The sequence below is a fragment of the Bacillus sp. FSL K6-3149 genome (genome assembly GCF_038630515.1).
Lineage (GTDB): Bacteria > Bacillota > Bacilli > Bacillales > Bacillaceae > Bacillus > Bacillus pumilus.
In genome coordinates, this window is record NZ_CP152034.1 from 755,625 (window position 1) to 771,834 (window position 16,210).

A 16,210-nucleotide genomic window follows, 5' to 3' on the forward strand; every position below is an offset into this window, starting at 1 on the left:
TGATCTCTCCTTATCCAAAAGAAAATGCACCCTTAAAGAAATCGCCTGCACCTTTTATGAGCGAATCTGCGGTTTCTTTTGTTTTTTCTATCCCTTTATGTATCACCTGATTTGCCTGATCAATGGTGTCATTGACTGCTTTCACACCTTTACCCGCCAGCTCGAATGCTTGTTTCCCTTTATCCACGACTGCATGAATTGGGTCCTTTAATTTCACTGCAACCTGCTCAGCAAAGCCTGATGTCAGCTTGGCAACTTTTTCTCCTATAAATCCACCGACTGCGGAACCAATGGCTCCTCCAACGACAGTTCCAATCGGTCCTGCAAAGCTTCCAAGAGCTCCTCCGACAACGGCACCTGCGACAGACCCGCCAGCGATAAAGACCGTATTGTTCACTGCATTTCCAACAGCCTTCGCATTTTCACGCTTCAGGACTTCTGGCTGATCACCGAATTCTGCATAGTTCTCAGCAATTTTCAAACCACAGCCGACCGTTTCCGTTGCGCCAGTGACAACCGTTGCAATGATGGCATTTCCTTTCGCGAATCTTGATCCATTTTTCAAAACAGACTTGATCGCAGCCGTGTCCTTCCAATTGATACTTCCTTTTGTAAAGTCACGGACACTATTCGTGAATGCAACTGTATCGTCAGGATAAAATTTTGTGAATTTCTTATGGACCAAATCAGCCATCGACCAGTTTGATCGTTTTAATAATTCTTTATTACTCAGCCAAATCCTTGCTAGCCGGTCAAATCTCGTTCCTTCTACCCGGCTGGTCAGATCAAGCAGCAGCTTTGAATGCTGCGCTGCATAACGGCCATTGTCTTTAATGAAAGTCGTCATCCCAAGCCCGTAGTATTTCGCCTGCATCATCACAATACCAGCTAAGCTCGTGAGTGTACCATATTGATCATAGATACTGTACAATTTCCGTAAAATATCATCTGCTTCGACCATTTTATCTTTTGCATGACGAATCGTAATATCATCACTGCTCAATTTACTGATCAATGCTTGTCCTGCTCCCCATGCATCCCCGACGCCTGAAAAACAGCTACTATACCGAGGATCACAGCCTAAAATGAGACCATCCAGTTCACTATGTAAATCGCGGTGCTTCGTTTCAATGGCAGAAAGTTCGCCTACAACATCATTCGCAAGCCCTGTCAGCTGATCTGGATCAACCACTATGTCACGTGCCATCACATCATCTCCCTTCTCGGTTTCTTTCTCTCCGTTCTTCTCGTCTCTTTCGCTCAAGCTCTTCCATTCTGGCTATTTCAGCTTTCCGTTCCTCGATTTTGACCGCTGCATCGCGCAGTTCCTGACTTGTTTCAAGCAAGTCCTTTTCGAATTGATCATAGCGTGCCGTTGTTTCCTCAAAGCTTTGATCAAATTTATTCCTTGCTTCTCCCTGCCAGCCTGATCCTACTGCCTTGAGCCGATTCTCCAGCAGCTGCTTTGACTGCCGAATCTCATCAGCTGCTTCCTGAAACTTTTGAGCGAGTGCCAGCGTTTGACTAGAATCCAACTTTCGCACCCCTTTCTCCCAATTTAACGTACAAATGGATGATTTTATATGTCCTCATTATAAATAAAAAGACACCCAAAAAAATCACCCTAAAGAACCATTCAACACATCACCAAATGAAAGTAGGTCTTTTTCCTCTCTAATTGCCAGAGAAAGCCTTTCTTGTTATGAAGCGCATTCAAGACATGATAAAATGAACGTATTCTACAAAAGGAGTGACGTATACATGAAAGAGGAAATGATTCAGCGTTTCACAAGTTATGTGAAGGTAGATACGCAGTCGGATGCAGATAAGGAAAGTTGCCCATCGACTGAAGGACAGTTGAACTTAGCGAGACAACTAGTTGAAGAAATGAAATCCATCGGGATTCAAGAAGTGACAATGGATGAAAACGGCTATGTCATGGGAACGATCCCATCTAACACAGACAAAGACGTGCCGACCATTGGCTTCCTGGCTCACATCGACACAGCTACTGACTTCACCGGCAAGAATGTGAAACCGCAGCTTCATGAAAACTATCAAGGCGGCGACATCACCTTAAATGAAGAACTACATATCGTTTTATCACCATCACAGTTTCCAAATTTACAAAAGTATCAAGGACATACGCTGATCACAACAGATGGCACAACCTTGCTTGGTGCAGATAACAAAGCTGGTATCGCAGAAATTATGACCGCCATGCATTACTTAATTGAAAATCCAGAAATCAAGCATGGAAAAATTCGCGTCGCCTTTACACCCGATGAAGAGATTGGCAGAGGGCCGCACAAATTTGATGTTGATGCCTTTGGCGCTTCCTATGCGTATACAATTGACGGAGGACCGCTCGGGGAGCTGCAATATGAAAGCTTCAACGCAGCAGGTGCGAAAGTATCCATTAAAGGAAACAACGTCCACCCTGGGACAGCAAAAGACAAAATGGTCAGCGCTGCGAAGATTGGGATGCTCTTCCATAACAAGCTTCCTTCTGATGAATCTCCGGAATACACAGAAGGCTACGAGGGATTTTTCCATCTCACGAAGTTTGTAGGAGAAGTCGAAGAAGCAGAGCTGCAATATATTATTCGTGATTTTGATAAAGACAAATTTAACGAACGCAAAGCACTATTTGAAAAAATAGCAAATGACTTAAAAGCCATTTACGGAGAAAACAGCATCAATCTCAAAATTCAAGATCAATATTATAATATGAGAGAAAAAATTGAGCCGGTGAAACATATTGTGGATATTGCCCATGAAGCAATGGAAAACCGCTCAGTGACACCTGTAATCGAACCGATCCGCGGCGGTACAGATGGCTCCCAGCTTTCATATAAAGGTCTTCCAACGCCAAACATCTTTACTGGCGGGGAAAACTTCCACGGTAAATATGAATTTATTTCTGTCGAGAACATGGTGAAAGCAACAGAAGTCATCGTTGAAATCGCCCGTCTATTTGAAGAAAAAGCATAAATATGTTTACAACCGTTCCTGTTCGGGAACGGTTTTTTAATAAAAGTTTACAATTTTCTGAAACTTTTATGACATTTATTCGTACTAATAGAGACAACCCCAGAAAAATTCTTCTTGACGAGTGCAATAACTGGAAATATAATAGTTAAAAACAACCAGTATTTTAGACCTAAATTAGCAGATCGCCTAAACCTTAAGAACTAAACCGATTCTGCTGCATATTTTCAGTTATAAACATCACTCACCCTGTCTACACTTAAAGAATAGGATGAATTGGAGGAATGTCATATGATGATTTTATTGATTATCGCTTCACTTTGCTGCTACTTACTATTCTCTTTCAAAAAAGATAACCGCACACCAAAACGAAAAAGCGCAGAGCTTTCGGAGTTTGAAATCTTTCGTATGCGCCGCCACTACAACGGAAAACGCCGTCACCCACTAAACGATGCACCTAAACAAGTATAAATCTGAAAAAGAGCCTCATATGGGGCTCTTTTGTGTGAGTACATAAAAAAAACGACCAGATTCATTGGTCGTTTTTCCTTTTATTTATACACCTTCGCAGGAACTTGAATCACAGGAATTCCTACATAGTAAGGTGAAATTTCATATGGCTGGAAGACAACAGCAATTCCCTTTTTCGTGAAGTAATACTGCGTGTTGTAGTTGATTTCAATGTCTCTTTTTTTCAGGTTCGCATAGAATTTACTTTTATGTTTCTTTGTATAGTTATAGACATAATCTCTCACTTTCGTACGCTTTTTCTTCGTTTTCACAACGTCTGTCAAGAACAGCTGCTTTGTCTTTTTCTTTGTCAACACATAGTTCATGCTGGAAACCATCGTATCCCCATGCATTCCACCATCATTCATGTAATCATAGTTTAAGATACTGAGCTTCTTCCCATTGTTAAATTTCGTTTTAAACGATCTCTCGTAAGTGATCTTCCCAAAGCCTTCCTTTTTCGCTTCGTCCTTTAAGAACAAGTACGTAGAATAAGAGAACGCGATGTCTTCTTTTAAATCACGATTGATGGTTTTCATATGCGCCTTGCTTAGGTTTTTCACCTGTGCATATTTGAATGTTTTTTTCTTTTTATAATAGTGTGTGCTTACTTTTGCTTTTTTTGCTTGTTTGGCATCCGCAGATCCAACTGGCGCAAACAACGAAACAATCAGTGAAAAAATGATCAGACTGATCGTTAGGCCTTTTTTCATTGTCATAGTAAAAACCCCCATTTTTGTCTATTACCAATTGAGTATACCATGACAAAAGAACCAAAAAAAGCAGTATTTACATTTTATTCTTTCTTTTCCCACTTCGGGTTTGTTTACCGTTTTCATAAGTTCCTGTATGCTTAATGTAGAATGCTAGATGAAGTGTGGTGTTTATCATAGAAGAGAATATTTTTAGTCACATTCGGACGACGTTTCATAGTTTGTCTCCGACCCAAAAAAAGATTGCCAATTACATTTTAGAAAATCCTCAGAAAGTTGTGCTTCATTCCATTAGTGCACTCGCTGCTGAATGCAATACTAGTGAAACGACGATCTTTCGGTTTCTACGAAAAATTGGCTATGAATCGTACCAAGTGTTTCGTGTCCATGTCGCACAGGATATTGCAACCAATACGCCTCAATCCATATACGGTGAGATCGAGGCATCCGATAGTGTAGCTGACATTAAACATAAGGTCATAGAGTTAACAACAAACTCTATTCAAGATATGAAGCATATATTAGAAGACCAAGCCGTCACACAATTCATTGAACAAATGAAGCAGGCACATAAAACCGTCTTCTTTGGAGCCGGTGCATCCAGCTTTATTGCTGGGGATGCTTATCATAAGTTCCTCCAGCTTGGTTTTGAAGTGAGTCTATGCAGTGATCCGCATATGATGAACATGATTGCTACTCACGCCACGGAACACGATTTTATCGTTGCGATCTCCCATTCAGGAGAGAGTAGAGAAATTCTTGATGCCGTGCAATTTGCTAAAGAAAAGGGAGCAAAGGTTGCCTCTATCACCAGCTATCCGAAATCAGAGCTCGCAAAGCGATCTGACTTTCATCTGCTCAGTTCTTCCAGGGAGACAACCTATCGATCTGACTCTATGATCTCCCGTATTAACCAGCTTGTAATCATTGATGTACTATACGTCGCCGCTGTTTTAGCACTAGGATCAGATGCCATTGAAAACGTGAAACAATCTCGATTAGCCGTAGCTAAAAATAAAACATGAACGCAAAAGGCCGGAGCTGATTCCGGTCTTTTTTTGTGACTTTTCTCATATTTTCCGTTGACACGTTCCTATCACGTCATGTACATTAAATGAACAATAGTTTATTTCCTACTATTAAAACAAAAAGATAGTATATATACTAACAAAAGAAAAAGAAAGCGCTTTTTATAAGGGTTTTCTATATAGGAGGCGTTCAATGTGACAAAGAAAATTGGATTCATTGGATTAGGTATTATGGGAAAGCCTATGGCACTCAACCTATTAAAAGCCGGTCATACTGTGACTGTTTTCGATCTAAATGAGGAAGCGATTCGAGCGTTACAAGAAGCCGGAGCAAAAGGTGCTGTTTCAGCAGCTGATGCCGCTTCTGAAAGCGATATCATCATCACAATGCTTCCTAAAGGAGAGCATGTAGAGGCAGTTGTTGCAGGTGATCATGGCATTTTAACTACAGCTAAACCTGGCACTGTTGTCGTAGATATGAGCTCAATTTCCCCTGTTACTTCTAGAGCTTTAGCTGCTCTTACAAAACAGCATCAGGTGGAATTTATCGACGCACCTGTCAGCGGCGGAGAACCGAAGGCAATAGACGGAACACTTGCCATCATGGCTGGCGGCGAAGAAGTCATCTTTGAGCAAGTGAAGGATGTCCTGCTTGCGATGGGCACAGAGGTCGTATTAGTTGGCACAAATGGAAGCGGAACAACAGCGAAGCTCGCCAATCAAATCATCGTCAACTTAAATATTGCCGCTATGTCCGAGGCGCTCGTTCTTGCCGCTAAATCGGGCATTGCCATTGACAAAATGTATGAAGCCATTCGCGGCGGGCTGGCAGGAAGTGCCGTTCTCGATGCAAAGGTCCCTCTCATCTTAGAACGAAACTTTGAACCAGGCGGACGTATCGACATCAACTTAAAGGATTTAACCAATGTGATGGAAACTGCTCATGATATCGGCGTTCCTCTCCCGCTTTCTAGCCAGCTGCTTGAAATCTTCCACGCCCTCAAAGCGGACGGAAAATCTGGGCTTGACCATGGCGGCATCGTTCAATATTACGAAAAAATGGCTCATGTCGAAGTGAAGAAAGGATGAGATGGTCATGAAGAAAAGCACTGACATACTGAATGCCATTCCGAAAGCGGATGCAAAGATCATTCAATCAGCATACGAACAAGCACTGAACAGCTTTCATCATAAAGTCATTGTATTAGATGATGATCCAACAGGGATTCAAACCGTACATGGCGTCTCTGTTTTCACCGATTGGTCAGAAGAAAGCATCGAAGCCGGTTTTCTTGAAGACAGCCGCATGTTCTTTATTTTGACCAATTCTCGCAGCATGACAGAGAAGAAAACGACTGCTGTGCACGAAACAATCGCTTCAACAATTGTGAAGGTAGCGGAACGGGTTGATCAGAATTTCATCATTGTCAGCCGAGGAGATTCCACTCTTCGTGGACACTTTCCGCTGGAAACTGAAGTACTCAAAACCACAATTGAACAACAAAGCTCACGCCAATTCGATGGAGAAATCCTTCTTCCTTTTTTCCAAGAAGGTGGACGCTTGACGATCAACAATATTCATTACGTCCAAGAAGGACACGAATTAATTCCTGCTGGTGAAACAGAATTTGCACGAGATCGCACATTCGGCTTTCAGTCATCTCATCTCGGAGAATGGATTGAAGAAAAGTCAGACGGTTCGTTCACAAAAGAGAACACCACCTACATTTCGTTAGATGATCTACGGGCTTTACGAATTGATCAAATAAAAAAACAGCTCATGAGTGTGACCGATTTTAAAAAGGTGGTTGTAAACGCTGTGGACTATGACGATGTCAAAGTGTTTGTCACTGCTCTCATTGAGGCCATTCAAGCAGGAAAGCAACTCATGTTCAGAAGTGCGGCGGCACTTACAAAAGTTCTTGGCGGTATAGGGGATCGTGCCTTATTAACAAGACATGACTTGATACAAGAACAAAGCCCGCACGGTGGTCTCATTATGATTGGTTCTCATGTGAAGAAGACAACAGATCAATTAAAAGCGCTTCAACAGAATAAAGAGGTAGCTTTTATTGAGTTTAATACACATCTCGTGCTGGAGCCTGAACTATTTCATCAAGAAATTGACCGCGTGATTCAGCAAACCGAGGCATTATTAGCATCTGGTCAATCTGTGGCGGTTTATACAAGAAGAGAACGGCTTGATCTTGGGGATGATCGTCAGGAGGAAGAATTAAAGCTCTCTGTAAAAATTAGTGATGCTGTGACAAGCATTGTCCAGCGTCTCACAATTCGCCCTAAGTATCTCATTGCCAAAGGTGGCATTACCTCCAGCGATATTGGAACTAGAGGACTTCACGTGAAACGCGCAACTGTGGCAGGGCAGATCAGACCAGGCATTCCCGTTTGGCAAACAGGCGAAGATAGTAAATTCCCTTTCATGTCTTATGTGATTTTCCCGGGAAATGTTGGTTCAAGGGATACGTTAAAAGAAGCTGTAGACATACTAGAAGGATAAGCATAGGGGGTGTTTTCGCGCCCCCTTATGCACCACAAAGGAGGAAAGATCATGTCGTTAGTGTTTATCGGACTTGGCGTTTTATTATTGCTTTTACTCATGGTTGTCTTTAAGTTAAACGCTTTCATATCTTTGATTATTGTTTCTTTAATTGTTGCTGTTTTAGAAGGAATGTCACCACTTGAAGCGATTGCTTCCGTCGAAAAAGGACTCGGCAGTACGCTCGGTCACCTCGCACTTGTTCTCGGTTTTGGGGCGATGCTTGGTAAATTGATGGCTGATTCTGGCGGAGCTCAGCGTATTGCGATGACACTCATTGACCGATTCGGTATTGGAAAAATTCAATGGGCAACGATGCTGACTGGATTTGTGATCGGAATTGCTCTATTTTATGAAACCGGATTCATTATCTTAATTCCACTAGTCTTTACGATCGCACAAGCTGCAAGACTACCTGTGCTTTATGTGGGTATGCCGCTCGTCGCTGCACTCATCACCACACATGGCTTCCTCCCTCCTCACCCAGGGCCGACTGCCATTGCAAATGTCTTTCAAGCAAACATGGGACAAACCTTATTAGTTGGGATTATTTTAGCGATTCCTGCTGTTTTAGTAGGTGGACTTCTCTTTACGAAACTATTTAAAAAAGATCAGTTGCACGCACATATTCCAAAGAACTTATTTAATCCAAAGGAATTTACAGAAGAAGAAATGCCAAGCTTCGGCATTAGCATTTTCACCGCTGTTTTGCCTGTATTGCTCATGACATTCAGAGCAGTTTTAGAAATTTTCTTCCCGTCCTCCCCATTACTGCCAACCGCTGAGTTTTTAGGTGAACCGGCGATTGCACTGTTAATCTCCGTGCTTCTTGCTATCTACACGTTTGGACTTGGCAGAGGCAAGAGCATGCAGGATGTGATGAAGTCGATCACAGATTCTATCGGTTCTATTGCCATGATTTTATTAATTATTGCAGGTGGCGGCGCCTTTAAACAGGTGCTCATTGATAGCGGGGTTGATCAATACATTGCAGGAATCATGCAAGGAAGCACGCTTTCTCCACTGCTTCTCACTTGGTTGATTGCTGCGGTCCTTCGTATATCTTTAGGATCAGCCACCGTCGCCGGTCTCACAGCGGCTGGCATTTCTGCTCCTTTGATTGGATTGACAGGTGTGAGCCCAGAATTAATGGTGATCGCAACAGGTGCTGGCAGTATTACGTTCTCTCACGTGAATGATGCGGGTTTCTGGATTTACAAAGAATACTTTAACCTGTCCATGGCCCAAACCTTTAAAACATGGACATTGATGGTGACCGTTCTTTCACTTGTCGGACTAGCGGGTGTTCTCGTCGCTGATTTGTTCATGTAGAAAATTAACTGTAAAAACCATTGACTTTCACTCGGAAAAGTTGAATAATTATGTTTATTAAGAAAATTGAATCAAAAGGTAACCTTATTAAGAGTGGTGGAGGGACTGGCCCTGTGAAACCCGGCAACCGCTGTTCCTCGGAACAGAATGGTGCTAATTCCTTAAGCAAGCAGATGCTTGTTTGAAGATAAGGCAGAGTTCTCTCAGTATATGATGCTCTTCCTTATCCAAGGAAGAGCTTTTTTATTTGATTTTTAACCTGTAGAAAGAAGGGATTCAGCATGACACAAGTACAAAGCATTGGAAAGAAAACAACGAAACCGCCATTTCGCGCAGATCAAGTAGGCAGTTTACTTCGTTCAGAACGTATCAAGGAAGCACGCAAGCAAAAAGCAGACGGCACACTGACAGCAGAGCAGCTCCGACAAATTGAAAATGAAGAAATCACTCGTATTGTTGAGAAGCAAAAGGAAATTGGATTAGAGGTTGTCACAGATGGCGAATTCAGACGTGCTTGGTGGCATTTTGACTTTCTTGAGGGGCTCGATGGGGTCGAAGGATTTGAAGCAGATCAAGGTATTCAATTCCACAATACGACGACAAAAGCACGGGGCATCAAGGTAACGGGCAAGATTGATTTTACAGATCATCCAATGCTGGAGGATTATCGATTCCTTCACAGCATCGCTGGGGATCATACGGCTAAAATGACGATTCCAAGTCCGAATATGCTCTTTTTCCGTGGAAAGCTTGAAGAAGGAGTATACGACAGCCTAGAGGCATTCCACCATGATGTGGCACAGGCGTATAAGAAAGCCATCCGTGCTTTTTATGATGCAGGCTGCCGCTACTTGCAGCTGGATGATACAGCATGGGCCGTGTTCTTTTCTGAAAAAGGGCATGAACAAATCAAAGCCTTTGGCCGAGAAGAAGATGAACTGCGTGAGTCATTTGCGAAAACAATCAATGAAGCAGTTGCCGATCGTCCAGAGGATTTGGTGATCACTATGCACATTTGCCGTGGTAACTTTAAATCGACATGGGCAGCTGAAGGCGGTTATGAAGCAGCGGCAGAAACGATTTTTGACGGCTTAGATCTGGATGGTCTCTTTTTAGAATTCGACGACGATCGTTCTGGCGGTTTTGAACCCCTTCGCTATGTGAAGAACCCAAACCTCCAAATCGTACTAGGGCTTGTCACTTCAAAATATGGTGAGCTTGAGCCTGCTGAACAGATTAAAAAACGAATCAAGGAAGCAGCTCAATACGTTGACATTAACCAGATTTGCTTGAGTCCGCAATGCGGGTTCGCCTCAACGGAGGAAGGCAATTTGTTAACAGAAGAGCAGCAATGGGAAAAGCTTCGTCATGTGATTGAGATTGCAGATCAAGTGTGGACTTCATAGTCCCCTTGACAAAAAAAAGACAAACCGCAGTATGAACGGTTTGTCTTTTTTCTTTTATGCATCTAAATGATTACCATTTGTCGCAATCACTTGTTTATACCAATCGAAGCTTTTCTTTTTCTTTCTATCTAATGTACCTTTTCCTTCGTTATCACGGTCGACATAAATGAAGCCGTAGCGTTTTTTCATTTCAGCTGTTGATGCGCTGACAAGGTCAATTGGGCCCCAGCTTGTATAACCCATCAAGTCTACTCCGTCTGCAATGGCTTCTCTCGCCTCTAGCAAATGGCTTCTGAGGTAATCAATTCGGTAATCGTCTTTAATGGAACCGTCTTCTTCTACTTGATCGACAGCTCCCAATCCATTTTCTACGATAAACAATGGTTTTTGGTAACGGTCATATAGTTGGTTTAGTGTTGTACGAAGTCCTTTTGGATCAATTTGCCAGCCCCAATCACTTGCTTCTAGATAAGGGTTTTTCACGCCTTCAAATAGGTTACCACCAGTCACTTGTCCAAGAACCTCTGGATCTGTACTTGTCACAAAGCTCATATAATAGCTGAAGCCAATATAGTCCACTGTATGGTTTCTTAGGATGTCTTCATCACCATCTTGGATCTCAATATGAATTCCATTTTCGCGGAAGTATCGTTTCATGTAACCTGGGTAGTAGCCTCTTGCCTGTACATCTGAGAAGAACAATGTTTTACGATCTTGATCAATCGCTGCAAACATATCTTCTGGTCTTGAGCTGTACGGATAAGTTGTCATCGCTGCGATCATACAGCCGATTTTCGCATCAGGAATGATTTCGTGTCCTGCTTTGACAGCTAAAGCACTTGCAACAAATTGGTGATGCGCTGCTTGATATTGAATGCTTTTCTCGTCTTCGCCCTCTTCAAATACAAGTCCGCCACCAGTGAAAGGCGCATGTAACACGACGTTGATTTCATTAAAGGTCATCCAATATTTCACTTTGTCTTTATAGCGAGTAAACAACGTTTTCGCGTATGTTTCATAAAGATCGACAAGCTTACGGTTTCTCCAACCGCCGTAGTTTTTCACAAGTGCAAGCGGCATTTCATAATGAGAAATCGTGACAACTGGTTCAATTCCATGCTTATGCAGTTCATCAAATACTCTGTCATAAAAAGCAAGGCCTGCTTCATTTGGTTCAGCATCGTCGCCATTTGGGAAAATACGTGGCCAAGAAATGGATAGTCTGAAGCATTTGAATCCCATTTCTGCAAAGAGTGCAATATCTTCTTTATAGCGATGGTAGAAGTCAATCGCATCATGATATAAGTTCAAGTCTTTCATTGATTCATCGAATGGATGCATAATACCGTGCGGTGATACATCAGCTGTCGATAAGCCTTTTCCATCTTTATTATAAGCACCTTCAATTTGGTTGCCCGCAACAGCGCCGCCCCATAAGAAACCTTTAGGAAATGTTTTTTCTAACTTGTTCATGTTGAATGCCCTCCTCATTTTCTTCTACACTGACTGTGAGCAGTGTCTCTTGTACTGAAATCGTGCCTTCTGTTTTCGCATCAACTTGTGCAAAATCGTTTGTGTTAGTCACAATAATTGGTGTGGTGACATCATAGCCTTCTTGCTGAATGCCCTCGATATCAAATTCAACGAGCACATCTCCTGCTTGAACAAGATCGCCTGACTCTACATGACTTGTGAAATGTTTTCCGCCGAGCTTCACCGTATCAATTCCAACATGAATGAGAAGCTCAGTGCCTTGGTCACTCTTTAAGCCAATGGCATGTTTCGTTTGAAAAATGGTTTCAACCTTGCCGTTGAATGGTGCTACTACACGTCCAACTGCTGGGACAATAGCTGTACCTTTACCCATGATTTCATTAGAGAATGTTGCATCATTTACTTGATTTAGCGGCTTTAATTGACCTTCAAGCGGGCTTTGTACCACTTCATTTTGAAGTGCTGCTGTGTCTTTCTTTTCTTCTGGTTTGTCTGCTTTTGTATCATCTTTCACTGGTACATCTTTGAATCCTAGAACAAGTGTCATGATCGTTGCTGCGACAAAGGCGATTACTAAGCCGATGATAGAGTAGACAAATGTTGGGCCAATGAATGTCGGGAGACCCGGGAGACCTGCTGATCCAGATATCACATATGATTTTACTTTAAAGATTGACATGAACACGCCGCCTGCTGCTGCACCAATGAGGGCTGCAAGGAACGGTTTTTTCAATCGCATGTTCACACCATACATAGCAGGTTCAGTAATACCCATTAATGCAGTGATACTTGTAGACATCGCCAATGATTTGAATGTTTTGTTTTTTGATCTTAAGAAGACACCGAATGCTGCGCCTGCTTGTGCCATATTTGCTACAAACATCATTGGAAGAATGAAGTCAAAACCGTTTAACGTAATGTTGTTGATCATAATTGGAAGTAGTGCATAGTGCATGCCCGTAATGATCAATGGTGACATGAAGCCGCCGATCAAGAGTCCGGCCAAAATACCTGCATGTTTGAACAATAAATCAATTCCACCTGAAAGGCCATTTCCGATAATCCCACCAAGCGGTCCTACTGCAATAAGCATAATTGGTACTACAACAAGAAGTGTGACCGTTGGAACAAGGATGATCTTTAATGATTTTGGGCTATATTTTTCCGCGAATCTTTCAACATATGAGCCGAGCCAGATGGTGAGTAGAATCGGAATGACCGATGAAGAGTACACAACGGCAACCACTGGTAGCCCTAGAAATTCTGTATTTCCTGCGCCTAGTAAAGCCGTTAACTGCGGGTGCAGTGCGGCGGCTGCAATGGCAGCGGCGATATACTGATTTGTGCCAATTTTTTTGGCTACGCTTACAGCAAGCAGAATCGGTAAGAAGTAAAAGGCTCCGTCGCCGATAGCTGTTAAAATTGCATATGTGCTGCTTTTATCCGATATCCACTGGAACGTAAGCATGAGTGCCAAGATCCCTTTGATCATACCGGCACCAGCAATGGCTGGAAGAATCGGTGTGAAGACACCAGAGATAAAATCGAAAAGCTTAGATATCACATTTTGTTTTGATGCTTCTTCTGTACCGCCTGACTTTACATCTGTTGACAGGCCTGAGTCAGCAATCATCGCTTGATAGACATTTGAAACATCATTGCCAATAATAACATGATATTGACCTCCGCTTTGATTCACACCCATGACGCCGTCTGTTGATTGCAGCTTCTCCTTATCCGCTTTGCCTTCATCGTATAAGTTGAAGCGAAGTCTTGTCATACAATGCGTGACTTGCTTAACATTCTTTTCACCGCCGACAAGCTCTAGAACCTCTTTTGCTGTTTGTTTGTGGTTCATTGTATTACCCTCCAATCGTTGATTAAATCATGATATAGAAAAAACCTAAACATCCATTAATGTCCGAAAAATAGCGATTCAGACATTAATCGATATTTAGGTTTTGCCTGCTTAACCAGTAACAATCCTTCATAGCGATTGATCGTTATTTAATTTTTATAAGTCTTTGGATATAAAAAAACCTAAATCACGCCTTATCAAAGATAGGGACAATGATTTAGGTTTTGCCTGCTTGACCAGTAACAATCCTAAAAGATTGTGGGTTATGTTGTTTATAGTTATAAAGTATCATGTTAATTTTATGATGTCAACGCTTTCTTTTTAAATTTATTTTCTTTTTATCACTCTGTCGATATGCAAAGTTAAATATAGCATCTCATCTTCTATGAGACTTCGGTTGTGTTCTTTTTGAACATAATCGTTAATTTTCTCAGCACATTGGAAAGCTGCAGTGTTTTTCTCTTTTACGACCTCATACAGGAATTCATTTTGATTTTCCATTTGTGTTTCGTTAAACAGACGCTGTCCAAAAAACTTCAAATGCGTGACAAAACGGAAATAGTTTAATGATTCCTCGTCTAAATCAATTTGAAAGTGATACTTGACGATATTTAAAATATCTTGAATGAGTTTGGTAATTTGAATCACGTTCGGCATTTCTTCATTGAGCTCTGCATTGACAATGTGCATCGCAATAAAACCGGCTTCATCCTCAGGAAGATGAATGTTGAGCTTGTCCTGAATAATCCGAATCGCTTCTACACCACACATAAACTCATCTTTATACAACCGCTTAATTTCCCAGAGCAGGGCATTTTTGATGTCCATTCCTTTTTGATGACGTTCAATAGCAAAGGTGATATGATCTGTCAGTGTCACATAGATGCTGTCATTCAAATTTTTATTAAGGGTTGTTCTCGCATGATCAATAATCGCCTCACACACTTGCATATACTCGATTGGAATATCATAAAGCAGGGTTTTGAATTTTTCTGATATATCTTTATTTTGAATGGAAAATACTTTCTCAATACGTTCTTCGTCAATCGGGTCTCCACTTTTCTTTTGAAAAGCGATCCCTCTGCCCATAATGACCAGCTCATGCTGCTCGTCATCATACGCACTGACCACATTATTATTGATTACTTTCGAAATGATCAATTGATACCCCCCAGTACATTCCGCTTTTTCGAGCATCTCATTGTTGATTGATATGTCATGTTATTATTATTTTCAAAAAAGAGGACTTTAAGATGATTTTACATTTTTTTTTGATACGGTCAACTAGAAAGAATGACATATTACCTCTCAAAAATGACGAAATAGGGGCAAAAAAGTCTAAAAACATACACAAAAACACTCTATAAAGAGTGTTTTTTACAAAATTAGGAGCAATCCCAATTATAGACGACATTCTCGAAATTTTTTCGTTTGAGGTCTTCTGGTTTGATAAAAAAGTTGGCGATTCCGCAATCTCCCCACAACATGTCCACTTCATCATCTGAGTCGATTTGTAATAACAGAACGGTATGTTCCTGGTCTTCGTAGGTACGCGGGTCCTCTTGTGTAAAGCCTGGATATCCACCCAATTTGTGACCAAAGCCACTCTCTGTCTCATAAAATTCATCTAACAAGGCATCTGCTTCATCTCCATCAATACCTTCTATATCTTCGAATAGGTCCCAGCTTCGCTTACCTGTGATTTTCTCAAAGCGGAAATCTTCTACACTAATCGTTTCACTTGATCGTTCACCTGTAATGGCGCCTTCCTTCGTTACAGGAAAATAAAAATCATCAGGAATTTTCACAAAAGAAAAATCAGTCAACAACTCTTCTTCTGCCAAGAAAGGTTCCTCAATAAATTTGATCCGAAAATCTTTTTGCTCTGTTTTTTGGTCAATATTCATCCCATAAAGATCATCATGCACAGAAATAAAAATTTGCAGAAGTCCTGTTTCTGGATAATCCTTCAGCTTCGGCAGCTGGCCAAAATTAATTTGTGCCAAAAGCTTCATAGGGTGTCCTTCACCATCAACTGGATATTCATCGTTTTTAGGGAAGTAAGGATCACCTGCAATTTTGCTGTCGTATGGTCCTGTTTTTCCTTGTTTCATCTTTAGTTGAATCGTTGGCTGTTCCGTTTGATCTAACATTTTACGGTAAGGTGCTATGATTTCTTGCAGCTTCGCTGATTGTGTCACGATGGTCTTCCTCCTTATGAATAGGTCTACTGACCAGGGTAGTATCTCTTTTTCTATCATACAGAAGTGTACACTGCCTGTCAGCGATCAATCGGTCAATATCCTAACAAGTTCCTTACC

14 protein-coding genes and 1 riboswitch are annotated in these 16,210 nt (G+C 41.6%); of the genes, 7 read left to right on the plus strand and 7 right to left on the minus strand.

Translation table 11 applies throughout. The features are described 5' to 3' along the window. Window positions 1–10 precede the first annotated feature (10 nt). Both MHB83_RS03945 and MHB83_RS03950 read right to left on the minus strand, forming a co-directional pair. Window positions 11–1,207, minus strand: coding sequence for a glycine zipper domain-containing protein (locus MHB83_RS03945; RefSeq protein WP_050944562.1), 1,197 nt, complete (start codon window positions 1,205–1,207; stop codon window positions 11–13). A gap of 4 nt (window positions 1,208–1,211) precedes the next feature. Beyond that, complete coding sequence (locus MHB83_RS03950) at window positions 1,212–1,535, minus strand: WXG100 family type VII secretion target (protein WP_034321782.1); 324 nt, start codon at window positions 1,533–1,535, stop codon at window positions 1,212–1,214. A gap of 226 nt (window positions 1,536–1,761) precedes the next feature. Here MHB83_RS03950 and pepT point away from each other — a divergent pair, with 226 nt between their 5' ends. Both pepT and MHB83_RS03960 read left to right on the plus strand, forming a co-directional pair. Further along, a complete protein-coding gene (gene pepT / locus MHB83_RS03955; RefSeq protein ID WP_050944563.1) occupies window positions 1,762–2,994 on the plus strand; it encodes a peptidase T in 1,233 nt (410 codons plus the stop codon). 288 nt (window positions 2,995–3,282) lie between these two features. Next, window positions 3,283–3,462 carry a hypothetical protein gene (locus tag MHB83_RS03960; RefSeq protein ID WP_003215411.1) on the plus strand — a complete coding sequence of 60 codons (180 nt, stop codon included), beginning with the start codon at window positions 3,283–3,285 and terminating at the stop codon, window positions 3,460–3,462. Between the two features lie 80 nt (window positions 3,463–3,542). On the opposite strand, the gene MHB83_RS03965 is transcribed toward MHB83_RS03960, so the two are convergent. Beyond that, window positions 3,543–4,220 (minus strand): DUF3298 and DUF4163 domain-containing protein, encoded by a 678-nt coding sequence (locus MHB83_RS03965; protein WP_050944564.1) that lies wholly within the window; start codon window positions 4,218–4,220, stop codon window positions 3,543–3,545. A gap of 161 nt (window positions 4,221–4,381) precedes the next feature. Here MHB83_RS03965 and MHB83_RS03970 point away from each other — a divergent pair, with 161 nt between their 5' ends. The 5 genes from MHB83_RS03970 to MHB83_RS03990 all read left to right on the plus strand — a co-directional run bounded on the left by MHB83_RS03970 (window position 4,382) and on the right by MHB83_RS03990 (window position 10,537). Then, a complete protein-coding gene (locus tag MHB83_RS03970; RefSeq protein WP_170965960.1) occupies window positions 4,382–5,239 on the plus strand; it encodes a MurR/RpiR family transcriptional regulator in 858 nt (285 codons plus the stop codon). A gap of 198 nt (window positions 5,240–5,437) precedes the next feature. Next, window positions 5,438–6,331, plus strand: a complete 894-nt coding sequence (garR, locus tag MHB83_RS03975; protein ID WP_340901088.1) for a 2-hydroxy-3-oxopropionate reductase — start codon at window positions 5,438–5,440, stop codon at window positions 6,329–6,331. Window positions 6,332–6,338: 7 nt separating this feature from the next. After that, window positions 6,339–7,760: a four-carbon acid sugar kinase family protein gene (locus MHB83_RS03980; RefSeq protein WP_340901087.1), complete on the plus strand. Its 1,422-nt coding sequence runs from the start codon at window positions 6,339–6,341 to the stop codon at window positions 7,758–7,760. A 51-nt stretch (window positions 7,761–7,811) separates the two neighbouring features. Beyond that, window positions 7,812–9,131, plus strand: a complete 1,320-nt coding sequence (locus tag MHB83_RS03985; protein ID WP_144532035.1) for a gluconate:H+ symporter — start codon at window positions 7,812–7,814, stop codon at window positions 9,129–9,131. Between the two features lie 81 nt (window positions 9,132–9,212). Next, window positions 9,213–9,325, plus strand: a riboswitch (SAM riboswitch). A gap of 87 nt (window positions 9,326–9,412) precedes the next feature. Beyond that, entirely contained in the window at window positions 9,413–10,537 is a 1,125-nt protein-coding gene (locus MHB83_RS03990; protein WP_253622014.1) for a 5-methyltetrahydropteroyltriglutamate--homocysteine S-methyltransferase, read from the plus strand. A gap of 54 nt (window positions 10,538–10,591) precedes the next feature. Here the strand turns inward: MHB83_RS03990 and MHB83_RS03995 are convergent, their stop codons facing one another. The 4 genes from MHB83_RS03995 to MHB83_RS04010 all read right to left on the minus strand — a co-directional run bounded on the left by MHB83_RS03995 (window position 10,592) and on the right by MHB83_RS04010 (window position 16,090). Then, window positions 10,592–12,010 (minus strand): glycoside hydrolase family 1 protein, encoded by a 1,419-nt coding sequence (locus MHB83_RS03995; protein ID WP_342496651.1) that lies wholly within the window; start codon window positions 12,008–12,010, stop codon window positions 10,592–10,594. After that, window positions 11,982–13,889 carry a beta-glucoside-specific PTS transporter subunit IIABC gene (locus MHB83_RS04000; protein ID WP_106029439.1) on the minus strand — a complete coding sequence of 636 codons (1,908 nt, stop codon included), beginning with the start codon at window positions 13,887–13,889 and terminating at the stop codon, window positions 11,982–11,984. The genes MHB83_RS03995 and MHB83_RS04000 overlap by 29 nt, the downstream gene beginning before the upstream one ends. A gap of 327 nt (window positions 13,890–14,216) precedes the next feature. Then, window positions 14,217–15,050 carry a PRD domain-containing protein gene (locus MHB83_RS04005; RefSeq protein WP_058013317.1) on the minus strand — a complete coding sequence of 278 codons (834 nt, stop codon included), beginning with the start codon at window positions 15,048–15,050 and terminating at the stop codon, window positions 14,217–14,219. A 224-nt stretch (window positions 15,051–15,274) separates the two neighbouring features. Next, window positions 15,275–16,090 carry a YwqG family protein gene (locus tag MHB83_RS04010; RefSeq protein WP_003215325.1) on the minus strand — a complete coding sequence of 272 codons (816 nt, stop codon included), beginning with the start codon at window positions 16,088–16,090 and terminating at the stop codon, window positions 15,275–15,277. Window positions 16,091–16,210 lie beyond the last annotated feature (120 nt).

Excerpts from the sequence above, each read along its gene's own strand:
- MHB83_RS03945 (WP_050944562.1), bottom strand. The coding sequence starts at position 1,207 with ATGGCACGTGACATAGTGGTTGATCCAGATCAGCTGACAGGGCTTGCG.
- pepT (WP_050944563.1), top strand. The coding sequence starts at position 1,762 with ATGAAAGAGGAAATGATTCAGCGTTTCACAAGTTATGTGAAGGTAGAT.
- MHB83_RS03960 (WP_003215411.1), top strand. The coding sequence starts at position 3,283 with ATGATGATTTTATTGATTATCGCTTCACTTTGCTGCTACTTACTATTC.
- MHB83_RS03965 (WP_050944564.1), bottom strand. The coding sequence starts at position 4,220 with ATGACAATGAAAAAAGGCCTAACGATCAGTCTGATCATTTTTTCACTG.
- MHB83_RS03980 (WP_340901087.1), top strand. The coding sequence starts at position 6,339 with ATGAAGAAAAGCACTGACATACTGAATGCCATTCCGAAAGCGGATGCA.
- MHB83_RS03985 (WP_144532035.1), top strand. The coding sequence starts at position 7,812 with ATGTCGTTAGTGTTTATCGGACTTGGCGTTTTATTATTGCTTTTACTC.
- MHB83_RS03990 (WP_253622014.1), top strand. The coding sequence starts at position 9,413 with ATGACACAAGTACAAAGCATTGGAAAGAAAACAACGAAACCGCCATTT.
- MHB83_RS03995 (WP_342496651.1), bottom strand. The coding sequence starts at position 12,010 with ATGAACAAGTTAGAAAAAACATTTCCTAAAGGTTTCTTATGGGGCGGC.
- MHB83_RS04000 (WP_106029439.1), bottom strand. The coding sequence starts at position 13,889 with ATGAACCACAAACAAACAGCAAAAGAGGTTCTAGAGCTTGTCGGCGGT.